Raw genomic sequence first — 25492 nt, forward strand, 5'->3', positions numbered from 1 at the left:
CTATCATGGATACGAAGATCATCAACAGCGGCTATGATGTAGACGCAATCCGCCGGGATTTTCCGATCCTGTCGCGGGAAGTCTATGGAAAGCCCTTGGTTTATCTCGACAACGGCGCTTCGGCACAAAAGCCACAAGCCGTTATTGATATGATCTCACGCACCTACTCCAATGAATATGCCAATGTGCACCGTGGTCTGCATTTCCTCTCCAACGCGACTACCGATGCGTATGAAAAGGCCCGCGAAAGCGTTCGCCGTTTTCTGAATGCTGGCTCAGTTGATGAAATCGTCTTTACGAAGTCAGCAACGGAAGCCATCAATACAGTTTCCTATGGCTATGGCATGCCGAATATCGGTGAGGGCGACGAAATTGTCCTGTCGATCATGGAGCACCACTCGAATATAGTGCCTTGGCATTTTATTCGCGAGCGCCAGGGAGCAAAACTGGTTTGGGTCCCAGTCGATGAGCAAGGTGCATTCCATATCGAAGAATTCGAAAAACGCCTTACAGATCGTACAAAGCTCGTTGCAATCACGCACATGTCGAATGTGCTGGGTACTGTAACACCTATCAAGGAAATCGTCCGTATCGCTCATGCACGCGGTATTCCTGTGCTTGTCGATGGCAGTCAGGGCGCTGTGCACTTGCCTGTCGATGTACAGGAACTTGGATGCGACTGGTATATTTTTACGGGTCACAAGATCTATGGCCCCTCTGGTATCGGCGTGCTTTATGGGCGCAAACAGATGCTGGAAGCGATGCGTCCATTTCAGGGCGGCGGCGAAATGATCGAAGAGGTGACGGAAGATATCGTTACCTATAATCATCCGCCACATCGTTTTGAAGCAGGGACCCCGCCTATCGCACAGGCGATTGGACTTGGCGCAGCAATTGAGTATGTCGAGAAGATTGGTCGTCATGCTATATTGGCGCACGAAGAAAATCTGCGCGATTATGCTCATGAAAGGCTGCGCGAGATCAATTCGTTGCGTATTTTTGGCGATGCCAAAGGTAAGGGCGCCATCATTTCGTTTGAGCTGCAAGGCATTCACGCGCACGACGTTTCTATGGTCATCGATCGGGCGGGAGTTGCTGTTCGCGCCGGAACACATTGCGCGCAGCCGCTCTTGAAACGCTTCGGTGTAACGTCCACATGCCGTGCATCATTCGCGATGTACAATACGAGGGACGAGATCGATGTTCTCGCCGATGCGCTGGAAAAAGCGCGAAAGTTTTTTGGGTGACCACCATGAGCGATAAAGCCGAAACACTGGAAAACACAGTTCCCGAAGACGTGCAGACGGTCGAGCCAGAACAGGTCTCGGCTATACCTGCCGACGAATTGGCCCGTATGACGGATGACGTCATCGGAGCCTTGAAAACTGTCTACGATCCGGAAATTCCGGCGGACATTTACGAGCTTGGCCTCGTCTACAAGATCGATATAGAAGATGATCGTTCGGTAAAGATCGAAATGACACTTACTGCGCCCGGCTGCCCGGTCGCAGGCGAAATGCCAGGCTGGGTTCAGGATGCCGTCAGCGCAGTTGAAGGTGTAAGCTTCGTTGATGTAACCATGACGTTTGATCCGCCATGGACACCGGATCGTATGTCCGAAGAAGCGCAGGTTGCCGTTGGCTGGTACTGAGTATCTATAAATTATGAATACTGACTACGACTAAGGTCTAGCTTGTTGTCGTCAATTTCTACATGTAAATTCCAATTTGTTTCCTTAATTTGTAGACATTTATTTTTTTATTATCGCGTGAGTTATCTAGAATGCTTTATGGCCTCTGGTTATTAGGGCCCATTCTCTGTTTTGTTGCTTTACTGCTGTTATTAAAGGCGGGGTGGCACAAGCATCAAATATCCGAAACCTTCAATGCTGCTGACATTGCAGGAATGTCTGATGGGCGATGTCCGATTAAACTGTTGGCAGACGTTGCCAGTGAGCGAGCGAGGTTACGCGGCCAAGTTTCATTTTCTCTCTTTACGGCATGTGTGAGCGCCGGGTTGGGAGTGATTGCGCTCTACAATACTTAATGGCGGCTAATTACTCTGCTTCTTTAGTCTCGCTTGCGAAGGCTGTCGTTATTGAATCCATCCAGATATTAAACTTTAGTGTTAGAACTAAGGTCCGGATTGTGGCCTCCAGCAATTCGCTTTATGCAATAAATAAGCGGACGTGTATATTCTGCGAAGACATTTCATTAAGATAGGCATTGTTGCTGGAATAATATTGATGACTAATTTTCTTGCACAGGTGGGAGCATTTCCACCACCATTTTGCGTGGATAATTCTCGTTACATGCTGTTCGGTGCGCTGCAACCTTGGCAGTGCACATATGACTGATATTTCGTGGCCTCATGGACTTCATCACATCATCAATGCGTCCGAGAGACGGTCTTTGCTGAAATCAAGAAAAAACTATGTTGTTGCCCTGATTTGTATAGGAGCAATAATTGGTGCTGCAATCTGTTTTGCTTCAGATCTTCTGGCATATGGCGCCGGGATTTTTTAAGGCGCCTCGCATCCTTCGGGGACACTCTCTTCCATACTCTTTTCAGATTTTTGGAGCGTGCCATCGATCAATGATAGCGGCACGAATGGCACGCCTTGTATTGCAGGATTGGCAAGTTTCAGGCGATAGCATCCATAATAGACTGTGACAACTCCGTCTTTGGCCTCAGATTTGATTGCAACGGGTTGGCTCCAGTATGCAGAACCGGCCGCGCCTTCGCCTTCAACCTTACCAAACTGAACCGTCACCAAGGCGGTATTCTCGTATCCTGCCTGAAACTGCGGAAATGGCTGGGGAGGGCTGTCAGGAACATAGTAACTGTAGGCGCGTGCATATTCCTGCCGGTTAATGGCATTGTAATAAGACTTGATAAGAGTTTCCGGTGTGCTGCGATTATCAAGATATTCTGGCGGTGTCTGGCTTTCGGCCTGTGTCACCGGTTTGGCTTCGCTGGTTGGAGCAGGTGCCGGTGTTTCTGCAGATTGCGTCTTGATTTCCGGCGCTGCGGGTGCCTGAGATTCCTGGGAAAGAGCAGGGATCGAGCCGATAGCTAGTGTAGCGATGCCAATAAGCACACAATAACGATAATTCATGATCCGTGCCTTCCGTGTGTCTAGTTTATAAGCGCATGTGTATTTTGAACACTTGCAGTGACGTCCGTGTAACACTAACTATGGTGACAGGTGATTGTTGCATCTGTCTTGAACAAGAGAGCTGATAAATGGGTCGTTTTTCTGTCATCACATTGACCGAAGCCGCCGCAAACCGCGTAAGCGAGATTGTGGCGACGAGAGAGAACGCGCTCGGTATTCGAGTGGGTATCAAGAAAGGCGGCTGCGCAGGCATGGAATATACGATTGACCTTGTTACCGAAGCCAAGGCAGGCGATGACGTCATCGAGAAAAGCGGTTCGAAGGTTTTCGTCGCTCCAGAGGCAGTACTCTATCTGCTTGGTACAGAAATGGATTTCGAAGTCTCCAAGCTCCGAACAGGTTTTGTTTTCAACAATCCGAACCAGACATCAGCTTGCGGTTGCGGCGAATCCGTTGAACTCTCGCCAGCAAAGCCCGAGGCTTTGGCGTCTGCCGCTTCCTGACTTTTGAAGTGGATAATGATGCGATTCACGATTTATTTGCAGGGTTAGGCCCTGTTGCCATCCGGCGGATGTTCGGTGGGAAAGGTATCTATTTCGAGGGGCTGATTATCGCCCTCGAACTCTCAACCGGAAGTATTCTGCTCAAGGCCGATACCGTTTCAATTCCGGAATTTGAAGCAGCAGGCTGCGAGCAATGGACCTATGCGGGTAAGTCCAAACCGGTAAAAATGCCTTACTGGTCTGTTCCTGAAGATGCTTTTGACGATCCGGAAATTATGACGGAATGGGCCCGTCGGGCCTATGAAGCAGCCCTCCGCGTAGCCAAATAGTTCAAGTCAGCCCGCGTGCTGCCGTATGAGATCGAGAGCGTGTTTTGTTGGCAGTGTCAGTAAATCTGGCAAGTTCTCAAGCGAAAACCAATCTATTCCGTCATGTTTCTCAGGCTCAAGCAATTGTACTTCGCCGGAGAAATCTTCGGCAAGAAAGAGCACTCCCAGCCAATGTTGTTGCTCCTCGTGAAATAATTGCTCACTGATACCGAGCAAACTAATGGTGCCAGCTGAAAGTCCGGTCTCTTCGAGTGCCTCACGCCGCACCGCATGTTCCGCGATCTCTAGAAAGTCCACTTTGCCGCCCGGTATGCCCCAAGAGCCGGCTTCGGGACTTTTCTTGCGTTGGAGCAAGAGTATGTGGGCGTCTTTCAGGAATACGAGGCCACATCCAACACCCGGACTATTCACAGCACGCCCTTAGATCTTGGTATCAATCAGCATAAATGCAGGAATTTCATCGCCAAAACCGATCGGAGCGACACCCATGTCATCGCGATCACGGCGATGGTCACGGCGTGGCTCTGACCGCTGTTCGGGTCGGGCGGGTGCAGGGCGTGCACGACGCTGGTCGTTTTCAGCTTTAATGGCAGCCTTGTTGGGCTTGTCGGCTGTACGGACAATCGGCTGGTCGTCCAATGGCTCGACTTCAATGTCCTTGGCTTTTTCAGCCGCGGCAATGATATCAATTTCCGATTGCGGCCGCTCACGCTCCCTGCCTTCGTTGCGGCGACGCTTTGGTGCGGGCTTGTCGCGACCACCGCGTCCGCGGCGTGGTGCTTCATCCGGTTCGCTGGAAACGGGGAGGGTGGACAGGTCCCCGTCGTGCCATGTGATATCTTCGCCAATCAGCTTTTCGATGGCTGCGAGATATTTGACATCCGCTGGTGTTACCAAAGTGAACGCTTTGCCTGATCGTCCGGCGCGGCCTGTACGGCCAATGCGATGGACGTAATCTTCGGAGTGGATCGGTACATCGAAATTGAACACGTGGCTCACGTCTGGAATATCGAGACCACGCGCCGCAACATCGGATGCAACAAGTATCTTGAGCTTATTGTCCTTGAAGTTCGCCAGCATGGTTGTGCGGGCACGCTGATCCATGTCTCCATGCAGCGCGCCAGCGTCAAACTCATGCTTTACGAGCGAACGGAATAACTCGGATACGTCCTTCTTGCGATTGCAAAAGATGATCGCGTTTTTAAGTCCATCAGCTTCGGCGCGGATCAGGTCGCGCAGAATTGCCCGCTTTTCCCAATCTTTCTTGCCCGATTTTACCAGCTTCTGTTCGACAGTTTTTGCAGTCGTTGCCGCTTTCGCCACTTCAATGCGCACTGGTGAATGCAGGAATTGTTCTGTCAGCTTGGTGATTTCCGGCGGCATAGTCGCCGAGAAGAACAGTGTCTGCCGTGTGAATGGTATCAACTTGCAGATACGCTCAATATCCGGAATGAAGCCCATATCGAGCATCCGGTCGGCTTCATCGATGACAAGAATATCAACAGCACTCAAAAGCAGTTTTCCACGCTCGAAATGGTCGAGCAAACGGCCGGGTGTTGCAATCAACACATCTGCACCGCGTTCAAGTTTGCGCAGCTGATCATCGAAAGAAACACCGCCAATGAGCAGCGCAACGTTCAAACGGTGGTTTTTTCCGTATTTGACGAAGTTTTCTTCCACCTGCGCCGCGAGTTCGCGTGTTGGTTCGAGAATGAGTGTGCGTGGCATACGGGCACGAGCGCGCCCTTGCTCAAGCAGCGTCAACATAGGCAATACGAATGAAGCGGTTTTACCGGTTCCCGTCTGGGCAATTCCGAGGACATCCTTGCGTTGCAGCACATGTGGAATGGCGCCTGCCTGGATAGGTGTCGGGATTGTATATCCTGCTGCTTCTACAGCATCGAGCACTTTCGGTGAAAGGCCCAGATCAGTAAAGGTGGTCAATGGAGATTTAACTTTCTATCTGCAGTCGGTACCATGCATGCCTGTTATTGGCATAAAGCTGCATTTGCCAGAAGCATCTGACGCTTGATTGCATAGCGTTTGCTGCAATTGCGTTACGGCTCATACCAGCAAAAGTCAACTCTTCGGTATGGTCACATTTAAGAGTTTGTTACAATTGTCCGTCATTTTATTCTAATGTTGTCAATAAAGGAACTGTTCCTTGAGAATTCGCTCATTCCAGGAATGGTTTTTGTCAAACAGAATGGTTGCCCGCAACTGGGAAGCTTCTTCGATTGTAACGGATAGGACCGATTTTACTTCCGTGTGATCTGCTACAGCGTTCACCGGGCGCTTTTCGGGTTCAAGAATATCGAGGCGGACTGTCACCTTGTTTGGTAGAAGGGCACCGCGCCAGCGTCGGGGCCGAAAAGCTGAAACCGGCGTAAGCGCAAGAAGGCGTGCATCGAGAGGCAGGATAGGGCCCTGTGCGGAAAGATTATAGGCTGTCGATCCGGCAGGTGTCGCGACCATCACGCCGTCACAAATCAGTTCTTCCAGCCGGATTTGATCATCAACGCTGATGCGGATTTTCGCGGCCTGATATGATTGGCGCAACAGGGAAACTTCGTTGAGGGCGAAAGCTGTAACAGTCCCTTCCTCAACCGATTCAGCCACCATCTTTAGCGGCCTGATTGTCTCCGATTGCGCAGCCTCGATCCTTTCTTTCAGACCGGCACTGTTGAACTCGTTCATAAGGAAGCCAACAGATCCACGGTTCATGCCATAGATCATTTTTCCCTGGTTCATATAATGCTGCAATGTCTGCAGCATAAAACCGTCACCTCCCAGTGCAACGATGACATCAGCATCGCGGGCGTCGGATTGACCGTAGTTTTTGGTCAATTCCTGCACCGCCTCATCCGAATCCGGAGTGCCGGAGGAAAGAAAAGCAAATGTTTCGATTTTCCGGTTCATGGCTGCCTGTGGGTATGAACGAATAAGGATCTATCGCCTAGCACGCCGGGCGTGTTCTGGCAAAAGTCGAAAGCGATGTATGGTAAAGGAACCGAGCAGTTGCGGATGGTAATCAGGATGAATGCCCGCTACGCGGTGTAGTCGCATTATGCAGGAACGCGAATTTCCCCCCAGTTCATACGAATCTCGGCTATTCAAGCGGAAAAGGTGGTGCCCCCAGAGAGACTCGAACTCCCGACCCTCTGATTACAAATCAGATGCTCTACCAACTGAGCTATAAGGGCAGCGGCGTTCGATTAGCACAAAGCTCCCAAGTGTAAAATGGAAAATGTAGTTTATACGAAATAATTTTGCAGAAAGACCGAAAACCAAACCGATCAAGCCCTTCATGTCGATCTCTTTTGACAGTGCGCGAAAGAGAATTTGCATTGTCGTCGAAAACCGGAGTGCCGACAGCTCGAACATAATACAGCTTGCCGAGGAATCGATTTTGCGTGACAACGTTGACGTAAAGGTAATCTGTAATTGCTGTTTGGGATGGGGAGGTTTCAAATATGGCATATGATGCGGACGCTGTTGTGATCGGGGCGGGCCTGGCTGGGCTCGTTGCTGCTACCGAGCTAACGGATGCAGGCAAGCGCGTAATCATTGTTGATCAGGAACCCGAGCAAACTCTAGGCGGGCAGGCGTGGCGCTCCTTTGGTGGTTTGTTTTTTGTGGATAGTCCCGAACAGAGGCGTTTACGAATCAAGGACTCGCGCGAACTGGCGTTGCAGGATTGGATGGGGTCTGCGGGTTTTGATCGTGAGGAAGATCATTGGCCGCGAAAATGGGCAGAGGCCTACGTCGATTTTGCAGCAGGCGAGAAGCGGTCGTGGCTGCATGCTCAAGGCATGCGATGGTTCCCGATTGTTGGCTGGGCAGAACGCGGCGGTTCGCTGGCCACGGGGCATGGAAACTCAGTCCCACGTTTTCATATTACATGGGGAACCGGATTGGGTGTTGTCGAGCCTTTTATACGCCGGGCTCGTGAAGCAGAGCAAAAAGGCCTTTTGAGTTTTCGTTTTCGGCACAGGGTGACATCGCTCGGTACAAATGGCGGTGTTGTCGATAGTGTCGAAGGTGAAGTGCTGGAGCCGAGCGATGTAAAACGCAGCGAACCAAGCTCACGTGTGATCAGCGGTTCATTTACATTGCGTGCTCAGGCAATCATCGTCTGTAGCGGCGGTATCGGGGGCAATCACGAACTCGTTCGCAAAAACTGGCCCAAGCGCTTGGGTGAAGCGCCAAAGCGTTTGATCAGCGGCGTGCCCGATCATGTCGATGGTTTGATGCTGGGTATTGCTGAACAAAGCGGCGCGCATCTGATCAATGGTGACCGCATGTGGCATTACGTTGAAGGGGTCCACAATTGGGACCCGATTTGGTCGAAACACGCCATCCGTATTTTGCCCGGTCCATCGTCCTTGTGGTTCGATGCGAAGGGAAATCGACTTCCCGCGCCATGCCTGCCGGGCTTCGATACATTGTCGACGCTCGATCACATCATGAAAACCGGCTATGATTATTCCTGGTTTGTTTTGAACGAAACCATAGTGAAAAAGGAATTCACCCTTTCTGGCTCAGAGCAGAACCCGGATTTCACAAGCAAGAGCTGGCGGCAGGTGTTGAAGCGAGCCGTTGGAGGTATTCCGGCTCCCGTAAAAGCCTTCCTCGATAAAGGCGAGGACTTCATCGTTGAAAGCAATCTGTCTGATCTTGTACGGCGAATGAACGCATTAAGCGGAGACAATCTGATCGACGAGCAGAATCTTGAGGCGCAGATCGCCGCACGTGATCGCGAAGTCGATAATGCCTATACCAAGGACGCACAGATTACCGCGATACGGGGTGCTCGCAATTATATCGGCGACAAGCTTGTTCGGGTTGTTCCTCCGCACAAGATACTCGATCCGAAGCATGGGCGCCTGATAGCGGTACGGCTCAATATCCTCACACGCAAATCGCTGGGCGGCATTGAGACCGACTTGAGTTCTCGGGTCCTTAAACAAGGCGGCGAGCCGCTGGCGGGTGTGTATGCAGCAGGCGAGGCGGCTGGGTTTGGCGGTGGAGGGGTTCACGGTTATAATTCGCTTGAAGGAACCTTTCTCGGCGGATGTATATTCTCAGGCCGGACTGCCGGTCGGGCGGCAGCCAAGGCAATTTGATTGTGCTATGACCTAATCGCGCTATTAATGCATCAATTCGGTGCACGATCTAATACCCGCCATGGATAGACTTGATTTTCTATCATAGCGGGCAAATTAGCCGAAAACTTTGGTTTGGCTTGTAATTAGACTTCGAGGAAGCGCTGTGCGGCATAAAGCGAGATTGCAGCAGCGTTGGACACATTCAGCGATTTGATGGCGCCGGGCATGTCCAGACGAGCGAGGTGGGTAACAGTCTCGCGTGTCTTCTGCCGTAAACCTTTTCCTTCGGCGCCAAGTACAAGTGCGATGCGGCCTTGCTGCATCGTTTTCTCAAGCTCGAGCGGCCCTTCCGAATCAAGCCCTATCGTCGTGAAGCCAATTTCATGCAGTTCGGTGATGGCATCGGCAAGATTGCGCACTTCGATATGTGGAATGAGTTCCAGCGCCCCAGAAGCAGCTTTTGCCAGTACACCTGATTCCTGCGGGCTGTGGCGTGCCGTGGTGATGATGGCGCCTGCACCGAAAGCCACCGCCGAGCGCATGATTGCTCCAACATTGTGCGGATCTGTTACCTGATCAAGAATCAGCAGCAGCTGACTTTCCTGAAGCGCCTTCAGAGATTGTGCTTTAAGCGGCTTTGCCTCGATCATCACGCCCTGATGAACAGCATCGGAGCCGGTTTCCTTATCGATCGCGCGTGGCTCTACAATCTCCACGTCGAAGCGTAGATTACTCGTATCGGTTATTTCCAGCCGGTCGAGAGCATTCTTTGTCACCAGCATGCGCTTTATCTGGCGCGCAGGGTTATCCAGAGCGGCGCGGACCGTATGCAGGCCATAAAGGCGCACCAATCCTTCCGGCGCCTGCGTACCGGGCACCTGAGGGCGAGAGGCGCGATCCGCTTGTTGCGGCGGTCCTCCGGCTTTCTGGTCGCGGTACTGGCGGCGCAATGTCGCGTAGTGTGAATCTTTTTGCGTATGGGTGGGTTTTTGTGTCGTCATGGCGCGACCATATACTCTTTCAAGCTGCGCAGCGATACGACTAATCGTTGAATTTATTGGCTGTAGCTCATTGATTGGCCTATTTCGGCGAGCAATTTCCACAACTCATTCATTTTCTTTCGGTAAGTGTTGACACCACGTAGCCTAGTCGGCATAAGGCCCTCCGCAAGCAGCAGCCTGATCGACGATCTGGCCGATGTTTGCAAAGTGCCAAATGGCGCGGTTCCATCGGCAGTGACCGGAGGAGTGCCCGAGTGGTTAAAGGGGACGGACTGTAAATCCGTTAGCTTGGCTTACGTTGGTTCGAATCCAACCTCCTCCACCACTGCCGGAACCGCCCGCCTGGCGCATAGTCCCAAGACGAATTGGTCTTGGTGGAGATTATGTGCCAATTTGAGTGTTGTGCGGGTATAGCTCAGTGGTAGAGCAGCAGCCTTCCAAGCTGAATATGCGGGTTCGATTCCCGCTACCCGCTCCAGTTTCGATAGAGAGCACCGCGTACACGCGAGAGCGCGTATGGTGCTCTTCGATTTTGTCTTGAGCTTGTACGCCGCTCATGTGTCCCCATATGAACGAGCATAACCCAAGACAAACCCAACCCGGATCGGTCGTGTTTGGCCGGGCGGGTGACTGTGCTGACGGACGGCTCGCTGTCTCGTCTGACTACAAACATGGTACCGGCCTCTAGACCGGTTGTGATGACGAGAGAACGACGATTATGGCTAAGAGCAAGTTTGAACGTAATAAGCCGCACGTAAACATCGGCACGATTGGTCACGTTGACCATGGCAAGACGTCGTTGACGGCAGCGATTACGAAGTATTTCGGTGAGTACAAGGCGTATGACCAGATCGACGCTGCACCTGAAGAGAAGGCACGCGGCATCACCATTTCGACGGCACACGTTGAATATGAGACGCCTGCACGTCACTATGCCCACGTTGATTGCCCGGGCCACGCCGATTATGTGAAGAACATGATCACCGGCGCAGCGCAGATGGACGGCGCGATCCTGGTTGTTTCGGCCGCTGACGGCCCGATGCCCCAGACCCGCGAGCACATTCTGCTTGCCCGTCAGGTTGGTGTTCCTGCGATCGTCGTGTTCCTGAACAAGGTTGATCAGGTTGACGATGCCGAGTTGCTCGAACTGGTTGAACTTGAGGTTCGCGAGCTTCTTTCCAAGTACGACTTCCCGGGCGACGATGTACCGATCGTCAAGGGTTCTGCTTTGGCCGCGCTTGAAGACAGCAACAAGGAAATCGGCGAAGACGCAGTTCGCGCGCTGATGGCTGAAGTTGACAAGTACATCCCAACGCCAGAGCGTCCGATTGACCAGCCATTCCTGATGCCGATCGAAGACGTTTTCTCGATCTCGGGTCGTGGTACGGTTGTGACTGGCCGCGTTGAGCGCGGGATTGTCAAGGTCGGTGAAGAAGTTGAAATCATCGGCATCAAGGCGACCGCCAAGACGACGGTTACCGGCGTTGAAATGTTCCGCAAGCTGCTCGATCAGGGCCAGGCCGGCGACAACATCGGTGCACTGGTTCGCGGTGTTGGCCGTGAAGACGTTGAACGTGGTCAGATCCTTGCCAAGCCAGGTTCGGTCAAGCCGCACACGAAGTTCAAGGCAGAAGCCTATATCCTGACGAAGGACGAAGGTGGCCGTCATACGCCATTCTTCTCCAACTACCGTCCGCAGTTCTACTTCCGCACGACCGACGTGACGGGCGTAGTGACTTTGCCGGAAGGCACGGAAATGGTCATGCCTGGCGACAACATCTCGGTTGATGTGACGCTGATCGTGCCAATCGCCATGGAAGAGAAGCTGCGCTTCGCTATCCGTGAAGGTGGCCGCACCGTCGGTGCAGGCATCGTCGCTTCAATCATTGAGTAAAACTGTCGTCTGACAATTCGAGTTAGGGAAGGGCGGTCCATCGGATCGCCCTTTTTGCATGGCTGCTTGTTCCGTGTGACAATCTGGGAAGTATCGGTAAACAAAGGGCACGCAGGTGGGTGATATTAACGGGCGCATAGTGTTTCCGGGCAACCCTTGGCCGGATGGACATCGCATCAAATCCTGCACATGGAGTGCGACAATCTACAATGAGTTCGGGCCGTATTGTTTCGATGGTCCGCAACCGGAGCCGGCTATGTCGATCGCATTCGAATTAATTTCGGAAGATTATTATGCGATAGATGGCACCCATCTCGCAGCCGGAGACGAAGACGGCAAAGCGGATTGGGAATCAAAACACGCCTGGAACAATTATCAACGATGCTGGATTGGCGGAAGTCAAACAAGCTCCAGTCCCGGCATAGCCGTATCAAATGGCACAAAGCCGTTTTCATTTGACTGCAATGAATATCATTTCTCCGCTGATCCTCTACCCGTGAGATGGGATACGTTTTTTGATACTCAAGCGTTTGGCATATATTTATTAGGGCATGATGCTGTCGCAGATCACAAGATTAAGCTCCATAGCCGCACCTCTGACGGCAGTTATACGTTAGAGTGGACAGGGAAAATTGCGGAATATTACGTCGGCAAGACGGAATTCGAACATGGTTTTATAGCGAAGACCGAAGGGGTGCGATTCGATTCCATTAATCTTTTCGGCTTTGATATTGCTAAAGCTCGAGAGAGCAGGGGTACGAATTTGGCAGCAGCTGCGCGAAATTATATTGCGCCATTCGTTGCTGAACCCGATCGCTTCCATTTTGAGGAAAGAAATAACTTTTTGCACGCTGTTCTCATGGCGTAGAGCAACGAACTTCGTCTTATAAAGCAAGAAGTTTGTAATATGGCCCTTGAAAAGCCAGCGGCTTTGTGGAATGTACGCCCCGAAGATAGGGGAGTAGCTCAGTTGGTAGAGCGGCGGTCTCCAAAACCGTAGGTCGCAGGTTCGAATCCTGTCTCCCCTGCCATCTATATAGTCTGCTGCGTACACGATTGGATGGTGTAACTGCAGATGTTGAGAAGGAATTGACTCCGGGGCCTTGTGTTTTACCGGAATCGGTTCTATGTAACGTCAACAGACACGCGGTGCGTGGAGCTGAATAATCAGCTTTACGGGCCGTAATGGTGTGAACAGTCGGCATTCTATTATTAATGCAGTATGTTTACAGCGAAATGACACGCACGAGCGGTAAATGGCATCCAAAACGAATCCAATAACTTTTTTTCAGCAAGTGCGCGCTGAAACCGCAAAGGTCACATGGCCTTCGCGTCGCGAAACGCTCATTTCCACGGCGATGGTGATGATAATGGCGTTCTTTGCTGCGATCTTTTTTTTCGCAGCTGATCAGTTGATGGCATACGGGATTGATCTCATTCTCGGTCTTGGTCGTTAACGCAGGCTGACAAGAAAATCGGGATTGGGAATTCAACAATGACCGCGCGCTGGTATATCGTTCACGCCTATTCGAATTTTGAGAAGAAGGTTGCCGAGTCGATCGAAGAAAAGGCACGACAGAAGGGTCTGTCGCATCTTTTTGAAAAGATCCTCGTTCCAACTGAAAAAGTGGTTGAAGTGCGCCGCGGCCGCAAGGTTGATGCAGAGCGCAAGTTCTTCCCGGGCTATGTCATGGTTCGCGCTGATCTGACGGATGATGCTTATCATCTGATCAAGAACACGCCGAAGGTTACAGGTTTCCTTGGTTCGGACAATAAGCCGATTGCCATTTCCGACAAGGAAGCAGAGCGCATCCTGACTCAGGTTCAGGAGGGCGTCGAGCGTCCGAAGGCTTCGATCTCGTTCGAGATTGGTGAAAGCGTTCGTGTTGCTGACGGTCCGTTTGCCTCGTTCAACGGTACTGTACAGGAAGTTGACGAAGAGCGTTCACGCCTCAAGGTCGAAGTTTCGATCTTCGGCCGTGCGACCCCGGTCGATCTGGAATTTGGTCAGGTGGAAAAAGTCTGATCACTCGGGCGGCTCGTGTAGCTGTCCTGTCACCACGGTGACGAAAGGTGGGAGGCGAGAAACCTTAGCCGGGTTCTCAAACCGAACCACCAAACTGCAACCGCTGGTTTTCCAGCATAATGTAAAAGTGCCGGTTTATCCGGCATAACCATAAGGCAGAGTATAATGGCTAAGAAAGTAGCAGGCCAGCTCAAGCTGCAGGTTTCGGCAGGATCGGCAACGCCGTCCCCGCCAATCGGACCGGCACTTGGTCAGCGCGGCATCAACATCATGGAATTCTGCAAGGCCTTCAATGCGGCTACGCAGGAAATGGAAAAGGGTTCACCTGTTCCAGTCGTGATTACATATTATCAGGACAAGTCCTTCACTTTTGCAATGAAGACTGCTCCGGTCTCTTACTTCCTCAAGAAGGCCGCAAACCTGAAGTCCGGTTCCAAAGAGCCAGGTAAGGTCGTTGCCGGCAAGGTTACGCGCGAGAAAGTCCGCGAAATCGCTGAAGCAAAGATGAAAGACCTTAACGCAGCAGATGTTGAATCTGCAATGCGCATGGTCGAAGGTTCTGCCCGTTCGATGGGCCTGGAAGTGGTGGGCTGATCCAATGGCAAAAGTAGCAAAGCGCGTAGCGAAGGTTCGTGAAGGCATTGACCGCAACAAGCTCTATGATCTGACTTCGGCGATTGCCATGGTCAAGGAGCGTGCGGTTGCCAAGTTCGACGAAACCATCGAAGTTGCAATGAACCTCGGCGTTGATCCCCGTCATGCGGACCAGATGGTTCGTGGCGTTGTCAATCTGCCAAACGGCACTGGCCGTACCGTTCGTGTTGCCGTGTTCGCACGTGGCCCCAAGGCTGATGAAGCCAAGGCTGCCGGTGCTGACATCGTTGGTGCGGAAGATCTGTTTGAAATCGTCAATGGCGGCAAGATCGATTTCGATCGCTGCATTGCGACGCCGGACATGATGCCGCTTGTTGGCCGTCTCGGCAAGGTTCTCGGACCGCGCGGCATGATGCCAAACCCAAAGGTTGGCACGGTTACGACTGACGTTACGGCAGCTGTAAAGGCTTCGAAGGGCGGCGCTGTTGAGTTCCGCGTTGAGAAGGCCGGTATCATTCACGCCGGTGTTGGCAAGGCTTCTTTCGATGCCAAGGCACTTGAAGAAAACATCAAGGCCTTTGCTGATGCGGTAACCAAGGCAAAGCCTGCTGGTTCCAAGGGCGAATACGTAAAGCGCGTCGCGATTTCTTCGACTATGGGCGCTGGCGTAAAGATCGACCCTGCAACAGTACGCATCGCGTAACTGTTGATTGAATATTCAGGCCTAACCGCTTGAATAAAAAGAATTCCAGGCCTTTCGGGGCCTGGATAACCGGATGAAAATCCGGTTATCCTGTCCGAGATTGCGGGTGGTTCGCCTTAATTCGTAAGAACCTGCATGAGACGTGGAAAAACTTTGATTTGAGGGCTTTGCCCAAGGAACAAGGTTCGAACCGTAGTTGCCTTTCGCTTGCAGCCATTCCGGCGAAGCAGAGGGGACAGGATCCTCAACTGTTGTCTGGTTTCAGTTTTCGGACTGAAGGCTTGCAACAAAAGGCAACCCGGCAGGAATGCAATATCGCATTTCTGTCAAATGGAGAGAGACAGTGGAAAAAGCGGAAAAGCGCGAATTTGTCACTTGGCTGAATGGGGTCTTCAAGGATTCCGGTTCAGTTGTCGTGGCCCACTATACCGGTCTCACCGTTGCGCAGCTGAGCGACCTTCGCTCCAAGATGCGTGATGCTGGTGGCACTGTTAAAGTCGCGAAGAACCGCCTTGCCAAGATCGCTCTTCAAGGCACGGATTCGGAAGGCATTTCTGATCTATTCGTAGGTCAGACACTTGTTGCCTATTCCAATGATCCGATTACGGCACCAAAGATCGCCATTGAATTTGCTAAGGGCAACGAAAAGCTCGTTATCCTCGGTGGCTCAATGGGAGCAACAACTCTCGATGCCGATGGCGTGAAGGCTCTTGCCGCACTCCCATCACTCGACGAGTTGCGCGCAAAGCTGGTTGGTATGATCCAGACACCGGCTTCCCGCATCGCTCAGGTTGTAAACGCACCGGCAGCTCAGCTCGCCCGCGTTTTTGGCGCCTATGCCCGGAAGGACGAAGCGGCATAAGGCCGTTCTCGCTGTCAATATATCGAACCTTGTAAAGGAATATCACAATGACTGATCTCGCAAAGATCGTAGAAGACCTGTCCAACCTTACAGTTCTTGAAGCTGCGGAACTTTCCAAGCTTCTCGAAGAGAAGTGGGGCGTTTCTGCTGCTGCTCCTGTTGCTGTTGCCGCTGCTGGCGGTGGTGCAGTTGCAGCTGCTGTTGAAGAAAAGACTGAATTCGACGTCGTTCTGACCGATGCCGGCGCTAACAAGATCAACGTGATCAAGGAAGTCCGCGCAATCACCGGTCTTGGCCTGAAAGAAGCCAAGGACCTCGTTGAAGCTGCTCCTAAGGCAGTTAAGGAAGGCGCAGCCAAGGACGAAGCAGACAAGATCAAGGCACAGCTCGAAGCAGCTGGCGCCAAGGTCGAACTCAAGTAATCCTTGCGTTATTGGCGGGCAGGGCAACCTGTCCGCCGACTACCCTCCACGGAGGGCCCGGTACTCAACCCTTTTCCTGATGGCAGTTTGGTGCTTTCAGGAAACGGGTTTTGTCCCGTTCACGGGGCCGCATACGCGGTTTTAAGAAACAGGCCAGTTTCTGGCATAAAGACGAGGAGCGACGATGGCTCAGACCCATTCTTTCAATGGTCGTAGGCGCGTACGCAAGTTTTTCGGTAAGATTCCGGAAGTCGCAGAGATGCCGAACCTCATTGAGGTTCAAAAGGCTTCCTACGATCAGTTTCTGATGGTGGAAGAGCCCAAGGGCGGACGTTTGGACGAAGGTTTGCAGGCTGTATTCAAGTCTGTTTTCCCAATCCAGGATTTCTCTGGCGCTTCCATGCTCGAATTCGTCAAGTACGAGTTCGAAGCTCCAAAATTCGACGTTGACGAATGCCGTCAGCGCGATCTGACATACGCTGCGCCACTCAAGGTGACGCTGCGCCTAATCGTGTTCGATATCGATGAAGATACCGGCGCGAAGTCGATCAAGGACATCAAGGAACAGGACGTTTACATGGGCGATATGCCGCTCATGACCGATAACGGCACGTTCATTGTAAACGGCACCGAGCGCGTGATCGTTTCGCAGATGCACCGTTCACCGGGCGTATTCTTCGATCACGACAAGGGTAAAACCCATTCGTCCGGCAAGCTTCTGTTTGCTGCACGCGTCATTCCTTATCGCGGCTCATGGCTCGATATCGAATTCGATGCCAAGGACGTGGTGTACGCACGTATCGATCGCCGCCGTAAGATCCCGGCAACGTCGCTGTTGATGGCACTTGGCATGGATCCTGAAGAGATCCTGTCGACATTCTACAACTCGCTCACATTCAACCGTGACGGCGATACTTGGCGCATTCCATTCTCCGTTGACCGCTTCCGCGGCTTCAAGGCGACCACTGACGTTATCGACGCTGACACCGGCGAGGTTATCCTCGAAACCGGTAAGAAGCTGACTGCACGCAGCGCCAAGCAGCTTGCGGAAAAAGGCTTGAAGTTCATCAAGGCGACTGAAGACGATCTGCTCGGCTCATATCTCGCTGAAGATATCGTCAACATGGAAACCGGTGAAGTTTATCTCGAAGCAGGCGATGAGCTTGACGAGAAGACACTCAAGGTTCTGCTCGACACCGGCGTTTCGGAAATCAATGTACTCGATATCGACCACGTCAATATCGGACCATACATCCGTAACACGCTTGCCGTGGACAAGAACGAAAGCCGCCAGGACGCATTGTTCGACATTTACCGTGTCATGCGCCCGGGTGAGCCACCGACAATCGACTCGGCGGAAGCGATGTTCAAATCGCTCTTCTTCGACAGCGAACGTTATGATCTGTCGGCTGTTGGCCGCGTCAAGATGAACATGCGCCTTGACCTGGATGCGGAAGATACTGTCCGTATTCTGCGCAAGGAAGACATTCTTGCAGTCGTCAAGATGCTGGTTGATCTGCGCGATGGTCGCGGTGAAATCGACGACATCGACAATCTCGGCAACCGCCGTGTGCGTTCGGTCGGCGAATTGATGGAAAACCAGTACCGTGTTGGTCTGCTTCGCATGGAGCGCGCCATCAAGGAACGTATGTCGTCCATCGAAATCGACACTGTAATGCCGCAGGACCTGATCAACGCGAAGCCAGCAGCTGCTGCGGTTCGTGAGTTCTTCGGTTCCTCGCAGCTTTCGCAGTTCATGGATCAGACCAACCCGCTGTCCGAGATTACGCACAAGCGTCGTCTTTCGGCTTTGGGACCTGGCGGTTTGACCCGCGAACGTGCAGGCTTCGAAGTCCGCGACGTTCATCCTACGCATTACGGCCGTATCTGCCCGATTGAAACGCCGGAAGGCCCGAATATCGGTCTGATCAACTCGCTCGCTACCTTTGCCCGGGTCAACAAGTATGGCTTCATTGAAAGCCCGTACCGCAAGATCATCGACGGCAAGGTAACGGACGACGTTGTTTATCTGTCGGCAATGGAAGAAGCCAAGTATCACGTGGCGCAGGCCAATGTGGAACTGGATGCTTCCGGCGCGTTCACGGATGAATTCGTTGTCTGCCGTCATGCGGGTGAAGTTCTGATGGCGCCACGTGAAAACGTGGATCTGATGGACGTTTCGCCAAAGCAGCTCGTATCGGTTGCCGCAGCGCTTATTCCGTTCCTTGAAAACGATGACGCCAACCGCGCTCTGATGGGCTCGAACATGCAGCGTCAGGCCGTTCCTCTGGTTCGTGCTGAAGCGCCATTCGTCGGTACAGGTATGGAGCCGGTTGTTGCTCGTGACTCGGGTGCTGCCATCGGTGCACGCCGTACAGGTATCGTCGATCAGGTCGACGCGACCCGTATCGTTATCCGCGCAACGGAAGATCTCGTTCCGGGCAAGTCAGGCGTTGATATTTATCGTCTGATGAAGTTCCAGCGTTCGAACCAGAACACCTGCATCAATCAGCGTCCGCTGGTACGTGTAGGCGACCGGATCGAAAAGGGCGATATCATTGCCGACGGTCCTTCGACGGATCTGGGCGATTTGGCTCTCGGCCGCAACGTGCTGGTCGCGTTCATGCCCTGGAATGGCTACAACTACGAAGATTCTATCCTGCTGTCTGAAAAGATCGTTTCGGATGACGTCTTCACCTCGATCCATATCGAGGAGTTTGAAGTCATGGCTCGTGACACGAAGCTTGGACCGGAAGAAATCACGCGCGACATTCCGAACGTTTCGGAAGAAGCCCTGAAGAACCTGGACGAAGCCGGCATTGTTTACATTGGTGCTGAAGTTCAGCCGGGCGATATCCTCGTCGGCAAGATCACACCGAAGGGCGAAAGCCCGATGACACCGGAAGAAAAGCTTCTTCGTGCCATCTTCGGTGAAAAGGCTTCGGACGTTCGTGATACTTCAATGCGCATGCCGCCCGGGACTTACGGTACGGTAGTGGAAGTTCGCGTTTTCAATCGCCACGGCGTTGAAAAGGACGAACGTGCCATGGCTATCGAGCGCGAGGAAATCGAACGCTTGGCCAAGGACCGCGACGACGAACAGGCTATCCTGGACCGCAACGTTTATGGCCGTCTTGCTGACGTTCTCAACGGCAAATCTGCTGTTGCCGGACCGAAGGCTTTCAAGAAGGGCACAGTCGTTACTCAGGACGTCATGGGTGAATACCCGCGTTCCCAGTGGTGGCAGTTTGCTGTCGAAGACGAAAAGATCCAGGGCGAAATCGAAGCTCTGCGCAACCAGTACGATGACTCTAAGAAGTTGCTTGAACAGCGCTTCATGGACAAGGTCGAGAAGGTCCAGCGCGGCGATGAGATGCCTCCAGGCGTCATGAAGATGGTCAAGGTCTTTGTCGCTGTGAAGCGCAAAATCCAGCCAGGCGACAAGATGGCTGGCCGTCACGGCAACAAGGGCGTTGTTTCGCGTATCGCTGCTGTTGAGGATATGCCGTTCCTTGAAGATGGAACGCATGTTGACATCGTTCTCAATCCGCTTGGCGTGCCAAGCCGAATGAACGTCGGTCAGATCCTTGAGACGCATTTGGGCTGGGCCTGCGCCGGAATGGGCAAGAAGATCGGGGAACTGATCGAAGCCTACAAGGCGCAGCACGCACTGGGCGAGCAGGGTGACATTGCTCCACTTCGGGCAACGATCGAGTCGATCATTCCCGACAACGACCGCAACGAGCCGGTTCGCAATTACGACGATGAGAGCATCGTTCGTCTTGGCGAGCAGATGAAGCGCGGTGTGTCGATTGCTACGCCGGTATTTGATGGTGCGCATGAACCAGACATCAACGTGATGCTGGAGCAGGCAGGCCTCAAGTCTTCTGGTCAGTCGACATTGTACGATGGACGTACGGGTGAAACTTTTGATCGTCAGGTGACTGTCGGCTACATCTACATGCTGAAGCTGCACCATCTGGTTGATGACAAGATCCACGCCCGTTCGATCGGACCTTACTCGCTCGTTACGCAGCAGCCACTGGGCGGTAAAGCTCAGTTCGGCGGTCAGCGCTTCGGTGAAATGGAGGTCTGGGCACTGGAAGCATACGGTGCGGCTTACACGCTGCAGGAAATGCTTACGGTCAAGTCCGACGATGTCGCCGGTCGTACCAAGGTCTACGAAGCAATCGTCCGTGGCGACGATACGTTCGAAGCAGGCATTCCGGAGAGCTTCAACGTTCTCGTCAAGGAAATGCGTTCGCTCGGCCTCAATGTCGAGCTGGACGATACACGCCAGCAGGAACAGCAACAGGCATTGCCTGACGCTGCAGAGTAAAAAACGTCAGGGTGCACGAGCAAATTTCGTGCACCCTGACATTCGTTTCGAGCCGCTGAAGAAGCGGCATTTGATCTAGATGGACCGCGGTGGCGGATATTCATCGCAAGGAGAGGGCACTTTTTGCCCCATGGAGAAACGGCATGAACCAAGAGGTCATGAATCTTTTCAATCCTCAGGCGCCTGTTCAGGCATTCGATTCCATCAGGATTTCGATCGCCAGCCCTGAGAAGATTCTGTCCTGGTCATACGGTGAGATCAAGAAGCCGGAGACGATCAACTACCGCACGTTTAAGCCGGAGCGGGATGGTCTTTTCTGTGCTCGGATCTTCGGGCCGATCAAGGACTATGAATGCTTGTGCGGCAAGTACAAGCGCATGAAATACAAGGGCATCATCTGCGAAAAGTGCGGTGTGGAAGTCACGCTGTCACGCGTTCGCCGTGAGCGCATGGGCCATATTGAACTTGCTGCGCCAGTTGCGCATATCTGGTTCCTGAAGTCCCTGCCAAGCCGTATCGGCACATTGCTCGACATGACCCTCAAGGGCATCGAGCGCGTTCTCTATTTCGAGAACTACATTGTGACCGAGCCAGGCCTGACTGCCCTGAAGGAGCACCAGCTTCTTTCGGAAGAAGAATACATGATTGCTGTCGATGAGTACGGTGAAGACTCCTTCACTGCGCTGATCGGTGCAGAAGCTATTCATGAACTTCTGGCTTCCATGGATCTGGAAAAGATTGCTGGCGACCTGCGTGAAGATCTAGCGACAACAACGTCCGATCTGAAGCAGAAGAAGCTGATGAAGCGTCTGAAGATCGTCGAAAACTTCCTGGAATCGGGTAACCGTCCGGAATGGATGATCATGAAGATCGTTCCGGTTATTCCTCCGGATCTGCGCCCTCTGGTTCCACTGGATGGCGGACGTTTTGCTACGTCCGATCTGAACGACCTTTATCGTCGCGTGATCAACCGTAACAACCGCCTGAAGCGCCTGATCGAACTGCGCGCTCCTGGCATCATCATCCGCAACGAGAAGCGCATGCTTCAGGAATCGGTTGATGCGTTGTTCGATAACGGCCGTCGCGGCCGTGTCATCACCGGTGCTAACAAGCGTCCGCTGAAGTCGCTGTCCGACATGCTCAAGGGCAAGCAGGGCCGCTTCCGTCAGAATCTTCTCGGCAAGCGCGTCGATTATTCCGGCCGTTCGGTTATCGTGACTGGTCCTGAGTTGAAGCTTCATCAGTGCGGCCTGCCAAAGAAGATGGCGCTCGAACTGTTCAAGCCGTTCATCTACGCTCGTCTGGACGCAAAGGGTTATTCCTCAACCGTCAAGCAGGCCAAGAAGCTGGTTGAAAAGGAAAAGCCGGAAGTCTGGGATATTCTCGACGAGGTCATCCGCGAGCATCCGGTTCTGTTGAACCGTGCTCCAACGTTGCACCGTCTTGGTATTCAGGCATTCGAACCCACCCTGATCGAAGGCAAGGCTATCCAGCTGCATCCGCTCGTTTGTACCGCTTTCAACGCGGACTTTGACGGTGACCAGATGGCTGTTCACGTTCCGCTTTCTCTGGAAGCGCAGCTTGAAGCCCGCGTTCTCATGATGTCGACGAACAACATCCTGCACCCAGCAAACGGTCTGCCGGTTATCGTTCCGTCGCAGGACATGGTTCTCGGCCTGTACTATCTGTCGATTGTTGCGGTTAAAGAGCCGGGCGAAGGCATGGCGTTTGCCGATATGGGCGAACTTCATCATGCTATCGGCAATGGTTCTGTTACTCTTCACACGAAGATCAAGGGCCGCTTCAAGAGCATCGATGCTGATGGCAAGCCGACGTCGAAGATTTTCGACACGACTCCTGGCCGCATGATCATCGGTGAACTTCTGCCGAAGCACCACAACGTGCCTTTCGACATCTGCAATCAGGAAATGACCAAGAAGAACATCTCCAAGATGATCGACACGGTTTATCGCCATTGCGGACAGAAAGAGACGGTCATTTTCTGCGATCGTATCATGCAGCTCGGCTTCGGCCACGCTTGCCGCGCCGGTATTTCGTTCGGCAAGGACGACATGGTCATTCCGGAAACCAAGGCGAAGCTGGTTGCTGAAACCGAAGCTTTGGCGACAGAATACGAACAGCAGTACAATGACGGCCTGATTACTCAGGGCGAGAAGTACAATAAGGTTGTCGATGCTTGGGGCAAGTGCACCGAGAAGGTCGCTGACGAAATGATGGCCCGCATTAAGGCTGTCGAGTTCGATCCTGTTACTGGCCGTCAGAAGCAGATGAACTCGATCTATATGATGTCGCACTCCGGCGCCCGTGGTTCTCCGAACCAGATGCGTCAGTTGGGCGGTATGCGCGGTCTGATGGCCAAGCCTTCGGGCGAAATCATCGAAACGCCGATCATTTCGAACTTCAAGGAAGGCCTGACCGTTAACGAGTACTTCAACTCGACCCACGGTGCCCGTAAGGGACTTGCCGATACCGCCTTGAAGACGGCCAACTCCGGCTATCTGACACGCCGTCTCGTCGACGTCGCTCAGGATTGCATCGTCATCTCGGTTGATTGCGGCACGACAACGGGCCTCACCATGCAGCCTATCGTTGATGCTGGTCAGGTTGTTGCGACAATTGGTCAGCGCGTTCTCGGACGTACTGCACTCGAAGATATCCTGCATCCGGTTTCAGGCGATGTGCTTGTTACTGGCGGCAATATCATCGACGAGTTCGACATTGATGCCATCGAAAAGGCTGGCGTTCAGTCGATCCGTATCCGTTCGGCTCTCACATGTGAGACCCGTGGCGGCATCTGCGCCAAGTGCTACGGCCGCGATCTGGCCCGTGGTACTCCGGTCAACCAGGGTGAAGCTGTCGGCGTTATCGCCGCTCAGTCGATTGGTGAGCCGGGCACGCAGTTGACCATGCGTACGTTCCACCTTGGTGGTACAGCGCAGGTCGTCGATCAGTCGTTCCTCGAAGCCAGCTATGAAGGCACAGTGCAGATCCGCAACCGCAACGTGGTGCGTAACTCGGACGGCCATCTGGTCGTCATGGGCCGCAACATGGCAGTTGTCATTCTCGATGCAACAGGCAAGGAACGCGCGACACACCGCGTTACCTATGGTTCGCGCATCTATGTTGATGATGGCGATACGGTTAAGCGCGGCCAGCGTGTGGCTGAGTGGGACCCATACACCCGTCCAATCATGACGGAAGTCGAAGGTCATGTTGAATTTGAAGATATGGTCGACGGTCTCTCTGTTACGGAAACGACGGACGAGTCCACCGGTATCACCAAGCGTGTTGTTATCGATTGGCGTTCGACTCCTCGCGGTTCCGATCTGAAGCCATGCATCGTGGTCAAGGACAAGGCCGGCAAGGTCCTGAAACTGGCAAAGGGCGGCGATGCTCGCTTCCAGCTGTCAGTGGAATCCATCCTTTCGGTCGAGCCTGGCTCGCACGTTAAGGCCGGTGACGTTCTTGCGCGTATTCCGATGGAAAGCGCCAAGACCAAGGACATCACGGGTGGTCTGCCACGCGTTGCGGAACTGTTCGAAGCACGTCGTCCAAAGGACCATGCGATCATCGCCGAAATCGATGGTACGGTTCGTTTTGGCCGCGATTACAAGAACAAGCGCCGCATCGTTATCGAACCGAACGATGAGACACTCGAGCCAGTTGAGTATCTGATCCCCAAGGGTAAGCCTTTCCATCTTCAGGATGGCGATGCTATCGAAAAGGGCGATTATATCCTCGACGGTAACCCGGCACCGCATGACATTCTGGCGATCAAGGGTGTTGAAGCTTTGGCTTCCTACCTCGTCAACGAAATCCAGGAAGTCTATCGTTTGCAGGGCGTTTTGATCAACGACAAGCACATCGAAGTGATTGTCCGTCAGATGCTTCAGAAGGTCGAAATCACTGAATCCGGTGACACAGGCTTTATTCCTGGCGATCATGTTGATCGGATCGAGCTGGACGAAATTAACGAGCGTCTTGAAGAAGATGGCAAGAAGTCGGGCTATGGTACTCCGGTGCTGCTCGGCATCACCAAGGCATCTTTGCAGACACCTTCGTTCATCTCGGCAGCATCCTTCCAGGAAACAACACGCGTCCTCACGGAAGCTGCTGTTGCCGGCAAGATGGATGCTCTGCAGGGCCTGAAGGAAAACGTCATCGTTGGACGTTTGATCCCGGCAGGTACAGGCGGAACGGTCAAGCAGATCCGCCGCATTGCCGGAGCCCGCGACGAGTTGATTATCGACGAGCGCCGCAAGGAAGCCGGAGCAAGTGCCGCGAAAGCTGGCCCAATGCTGACAGACATGACAGGTCAGCCAGCCGAGTAAGCTGGTTACCCGAACCAAAATCAAAAAGGCCGCCCCGGAGAATCCCGGGCGGCCTTTTCTATGCTGGCTCAACTAGCCGCAACCAAATTGCAGCTTCAGATAGCGAATTTGCTGCAAAAATCGTCCATTTTGCTTGCATATAAGCTCGAAATGCTCGAGATGGTGGAATGAATGCCTAAATTTCTCATCGAGAATGGCGAAACTGCCGCGATGATCGGTGTCTTTCAAGCGCGGGTATGCG

The 25492-nt window shown here is 53.0% G+C and carries 20 protein-coding genes and 4 tRNA genes; 18 read left to right on the forward strand and 6 right to left on the reverse strand.

Annotated features, from left to right (window positions below; translation table 11 throughout):
• Nucleotides 1-5: 5 nt before the first annotated feature.
• Nucleotides 6-1247 carry a cysteine desulfurase gene (locus ABKW30_RS16175; protein WP_348599963.1) on the forward strand — a complete coding sequence of 414 codons (1242 nt, stop codon included), beginning with the start codon at nucleotides 6-8 and terminating at the stop codon, nucleotides 1245-1247.
• Between the two features lie 5 nt (nucleotides 1248-1252).
• Entirely contained in the window at nucleotides 1253-1651 is a 399-nt protein-coding gene (locus ABKW30_RS16180) for an SUF system Fe-S cluster assembly protein (RefSeq protein WP_348599964.1), read from the forward strand.
• 870 nt (nucleotides 1652-2521) lie between these two features.
• Here ABKW30_RS16180 and ABKW30_RS16185 read toward each other — a convergent pair.
• On the reverse strand, nucleotides 2522-3118 hold the full coding sequence (locus tag ABKW30_RS16185) for a hypothetical protein (RefSeq protein ID WP_348599965.1): 597 nt from the start codon (nucleotides 3116-3118) through the stop codon (nucleotides 2522-2524).
• Nucleotides 3119-3246: 128 nt separating this feature from the next.
• Here ABKW30_RS16185 and sufA point away from each other — a divergent pair, with 128 nt between their 5' ends.
• Together sufA and ABKW30_RS16195 are read left to right on the forward strand one after the other, a co-directional pair.
• Entirely contained in the window at nucleotides 3247-3621 is a 375-nt protein-coding gene (sufA, locus tag ABKW30_RS16190; protein WP_348599966.1) for a Fe-S cluster assembly scaffold SufA, read from the forward strand.
• An 8-nt stretch (nucleotides 3622-3629) separates the two neighbouring features.
• Nucleotides 3630-3950 carry a TfoX/Sxy family protein gene (locus ABKW30_RS16195; RefSeq protein ID WP_348599967.1) on the forward strand — a complete coding sequence of 107 codons (321 nt, stop codon included), beginning with the start codon at nucleotides 3630-3632 and terminating at the stop codon, nucleotides 3948-3950.
• A 6-nt stretch (nucleotides 3951-3956) separates the two neighbouring features.
• Here the strand turns inward: ABKW30_RS16195 and ABKW30_RS16200 are convergent, their stop codons facing one another.
• From ABKW30_RS16200 to ABKW30_RS16215, 4 genes are all read right to left on the reverse strand, one after another.
• Nucleotides 3957-4361: an NUDIX domain-containing protein gene (locus ABKW30_RS16200; RefSeq protein ID WP_348599968.1), complete on the reverse strand. Its 405-nt coding sequence runs from the start codon at nucleotides 4359-4361 to the stop codon at nucleotides 3957-3959.
• A gap of 9 nt (nucleotides 4362-4370) precedes the next feature.
• Entirely contained in the window at nucleotides 4371-5894 is a 1524-nt protein-coding gene (locus tag ABKW30_RS16205; protein WP_348599969.1) for a DEAD/DEAH box helicase, read from the reverse strand.
• Nucleotides 5895-6095: 201 nt separating this feature from the next.
• Nucleotides 6096-6869: an NAD kinase gene (locus ABKW30_RS16210; protein ID WP_348599970.1), complete on the reverse strand. Its 774-nt coding sequence runs from the start codon at nucleotides 6867-6869 to the stop codon at nucleotides 6096-6098.
• Between the two features lie 208 nt (nucleotides 6870-7077).
• Nucleotides 7078-7153, reverse strand: a tRNA-Thr gene (locus tag ABKW30_RS16215).
• A 270-nt stretch (nucleotides 7154-7423) separates the two neighbouring features.
• Here ABKW30_RS16215 and ABKW30_RS16220 point away from each other — a divergent pair.
• Nucleotides 7424-9076: an FAD-binding dehydrogenase gene (locus ABKW30_RS16220; RefSeq protein WP_348599971.1), complete on the forward strand. Its 1653-nt coding sequence runs from the start codon at nucleotides 7424-7426 to the stop codon at nucleotides 9074-9076.
• A 125-nt stretch (nucleotides 9077-9201) separates the two neighbouring features.
• On the opposite strand, the gene rlmB is transcribed toward ABKW30_RS16220, so the two are convergent.
• Nucleotides 9202-10059, reverse strand: a complete 858-nt coding sequence (rlmB, locus tag ABKW30_RS16225) for a 23S rRNA (guanosine(2251)-2'-O)-methyltransferase RlmB (RefSeq protein ID WP_348599972.1) — start codon at nucleotides 10057-10059, stop codon at nucleotides 9202-9204.
• Between the two features lie 240 nt (nucleotides 10060-10299).
• Between rlmB and ABKW30_RS16230 the strand changes: the two genes are divergently transcribed.
• From ABKW30_RS16230 to rpoC, 13 genes are all read left to right on the forward strand, one after another.
• A tRNA-Tyr gene (locus ABKW30_RS16230) sits at nucleotides 10300-10384 on the forward strand.
• 79 nt (nucleotides 10385-10463) lie between these two features.
• A tRNA-Gly gene (locus ABKW30_RS16235) sits at nucleotides 10464-10537 on the forward strand.
• Nucleotides 10538-10777: 240 nt separating this feature from the next.
• Nucleotides 10778-11953, forward strand: a complete 1176-nt coding sequence (gene tuf / locus ABKW30_RS16240; RefSeq protein ID WP_348599973.1) for an elongation factor Tu — start codon at nucleotides 10778-10780, stop codon at nucleotides 11951-11953.
• Nucleotides 11954-12209: 256 nt separating this feature from the next.
• Entirely contained in the window at nucleotides 12210-12821 is a 612-nt protein-coding gene (locus tag ABKW30_RS16245) for a hypothetical protein (RefSeq protein WP_348599974.1), read from the forward strand.
• An 87-nt stretch (nucleotides 12822-12908) separates the two neighbouring features.
• Nucleotides 12909-12984, forward strand: a tRNA-Trp gene (locus ABKW30_RS16250).
• 225 nt (nucleotides 12985-13209) lie between these two features.
• On the forward strand, nucleotides 13210-13410 hold the full coding sequence (secE, locus tag ABKW30_RS16255; RefSeq protein ID WP_008121726.1) for a preprotein translocase subunit SecE: 201 nt from the start codon (nucleotides 13210-13212) through the stop codon (nucleotides 13408-13410).
• Nucleotides 13411-13448: 38 nt separating this feature from the next.
• Nucleotides 13449-13979: a transcription termination/antitermination protein NusG gene (gene nusG / locus ABKW30_RS16260; RefSeq protein WP_008121728.1), complete on the forward strand. Its 531-nt coding sequence runs from the start codon at nucleotides 13449-13451 to the stop codon at nucleotides 13977-13979.
• Between the two features lie 165 nt (nucleotides 13980-14144).
• On the forward strand, nucleotides 14145-14573 hold the full coding sequence (rplK, locus tag ABKW30_RS16265) for a 50S ribosomal protein L11 (RefSeq protein WP_008121730.1): 429 nt from the start codon (nucleotides 14145-14147) through the stop codon (nucleotides 14571-14573).
• 4 nt (nucleotides 14574-14577) lie between these two features.
• Nucleotides 14578-15276: a 50S ribosomal protein L1 gene (gene rplA / locus ABKW30_RS16270; protein ID WP_008121732.1), complete on the forward strand. Its 699-nt coding sequence runs from the start codon at nucleotides 14578-14580 to the stop codon at nucleotides 15274-15276.
• A gap of 343 nt (nucleotides 15277-15619) precedes the next feature.
• On the forward strand, nucleotides 15620-16138 hold the full coding sequence (gene rplJ / locus ABKW30_RS16275; RefSeq protein ID WP_008121735.1) for a 50S ribosomal protein L10: 519 nt from the start codon (nucleotides 15620-15622) through the stop codon (nucleotides 16136-16138).
• 47 nt (nucleotides 16139-16185) lie between these two features.
• Complete coding sequence (gene rplL / locus ABKW30_RS16280; protein WP_008121737.1) at nucleotides 16186-16560, forward strand: 50S ribosomal protein L7/L12; 375 nt, start codon at nucleotides 16186-16188, stop codon at nucleotides 16558-16560.
• Nucleotides 16561-16744: 184 nt separating this feature from the next.
• The gene (rpoB, locus tag ABKW30_RS16285) at nucleotides 16745-20899 is read left to right on the forward strand and encodes a DNA-directed RNA polymerase subunit beta (RefSeq protein ID WP_348599975.1); all 4155 of its coding nucleotides are present in this window, start codon (nucleotides 16745-16747) and stop codon (nucleotides 20897-20899) included.
• Nucleotides 20900-21042: 143 nt separating this feature from the next.
• On the forward strand, nucleotides 21043-25251 hold the full coding sequence (gene rpoC, locus ABKW30_RS16290) for a DNA-directed RNA polymerase subunit beta' (RefSeq protein WP_348599976.1): 4209 nt from the start codon (nucleotides 21043-21045) through the stop codon (nucleotides 25249-25251).
• Nucleotides 25252-25492: the final 241 nt, after the last annotated feature.

The organism is Phyllobacterium sp. SB3 (genome assembly GCF_040009165.1).
Taxonomy (GTDB): Bacteria; Pseudomonadota; Alphaproteobacteria; order Rhizobiales; family Rhizobiaceae; genus Phyllobacterium.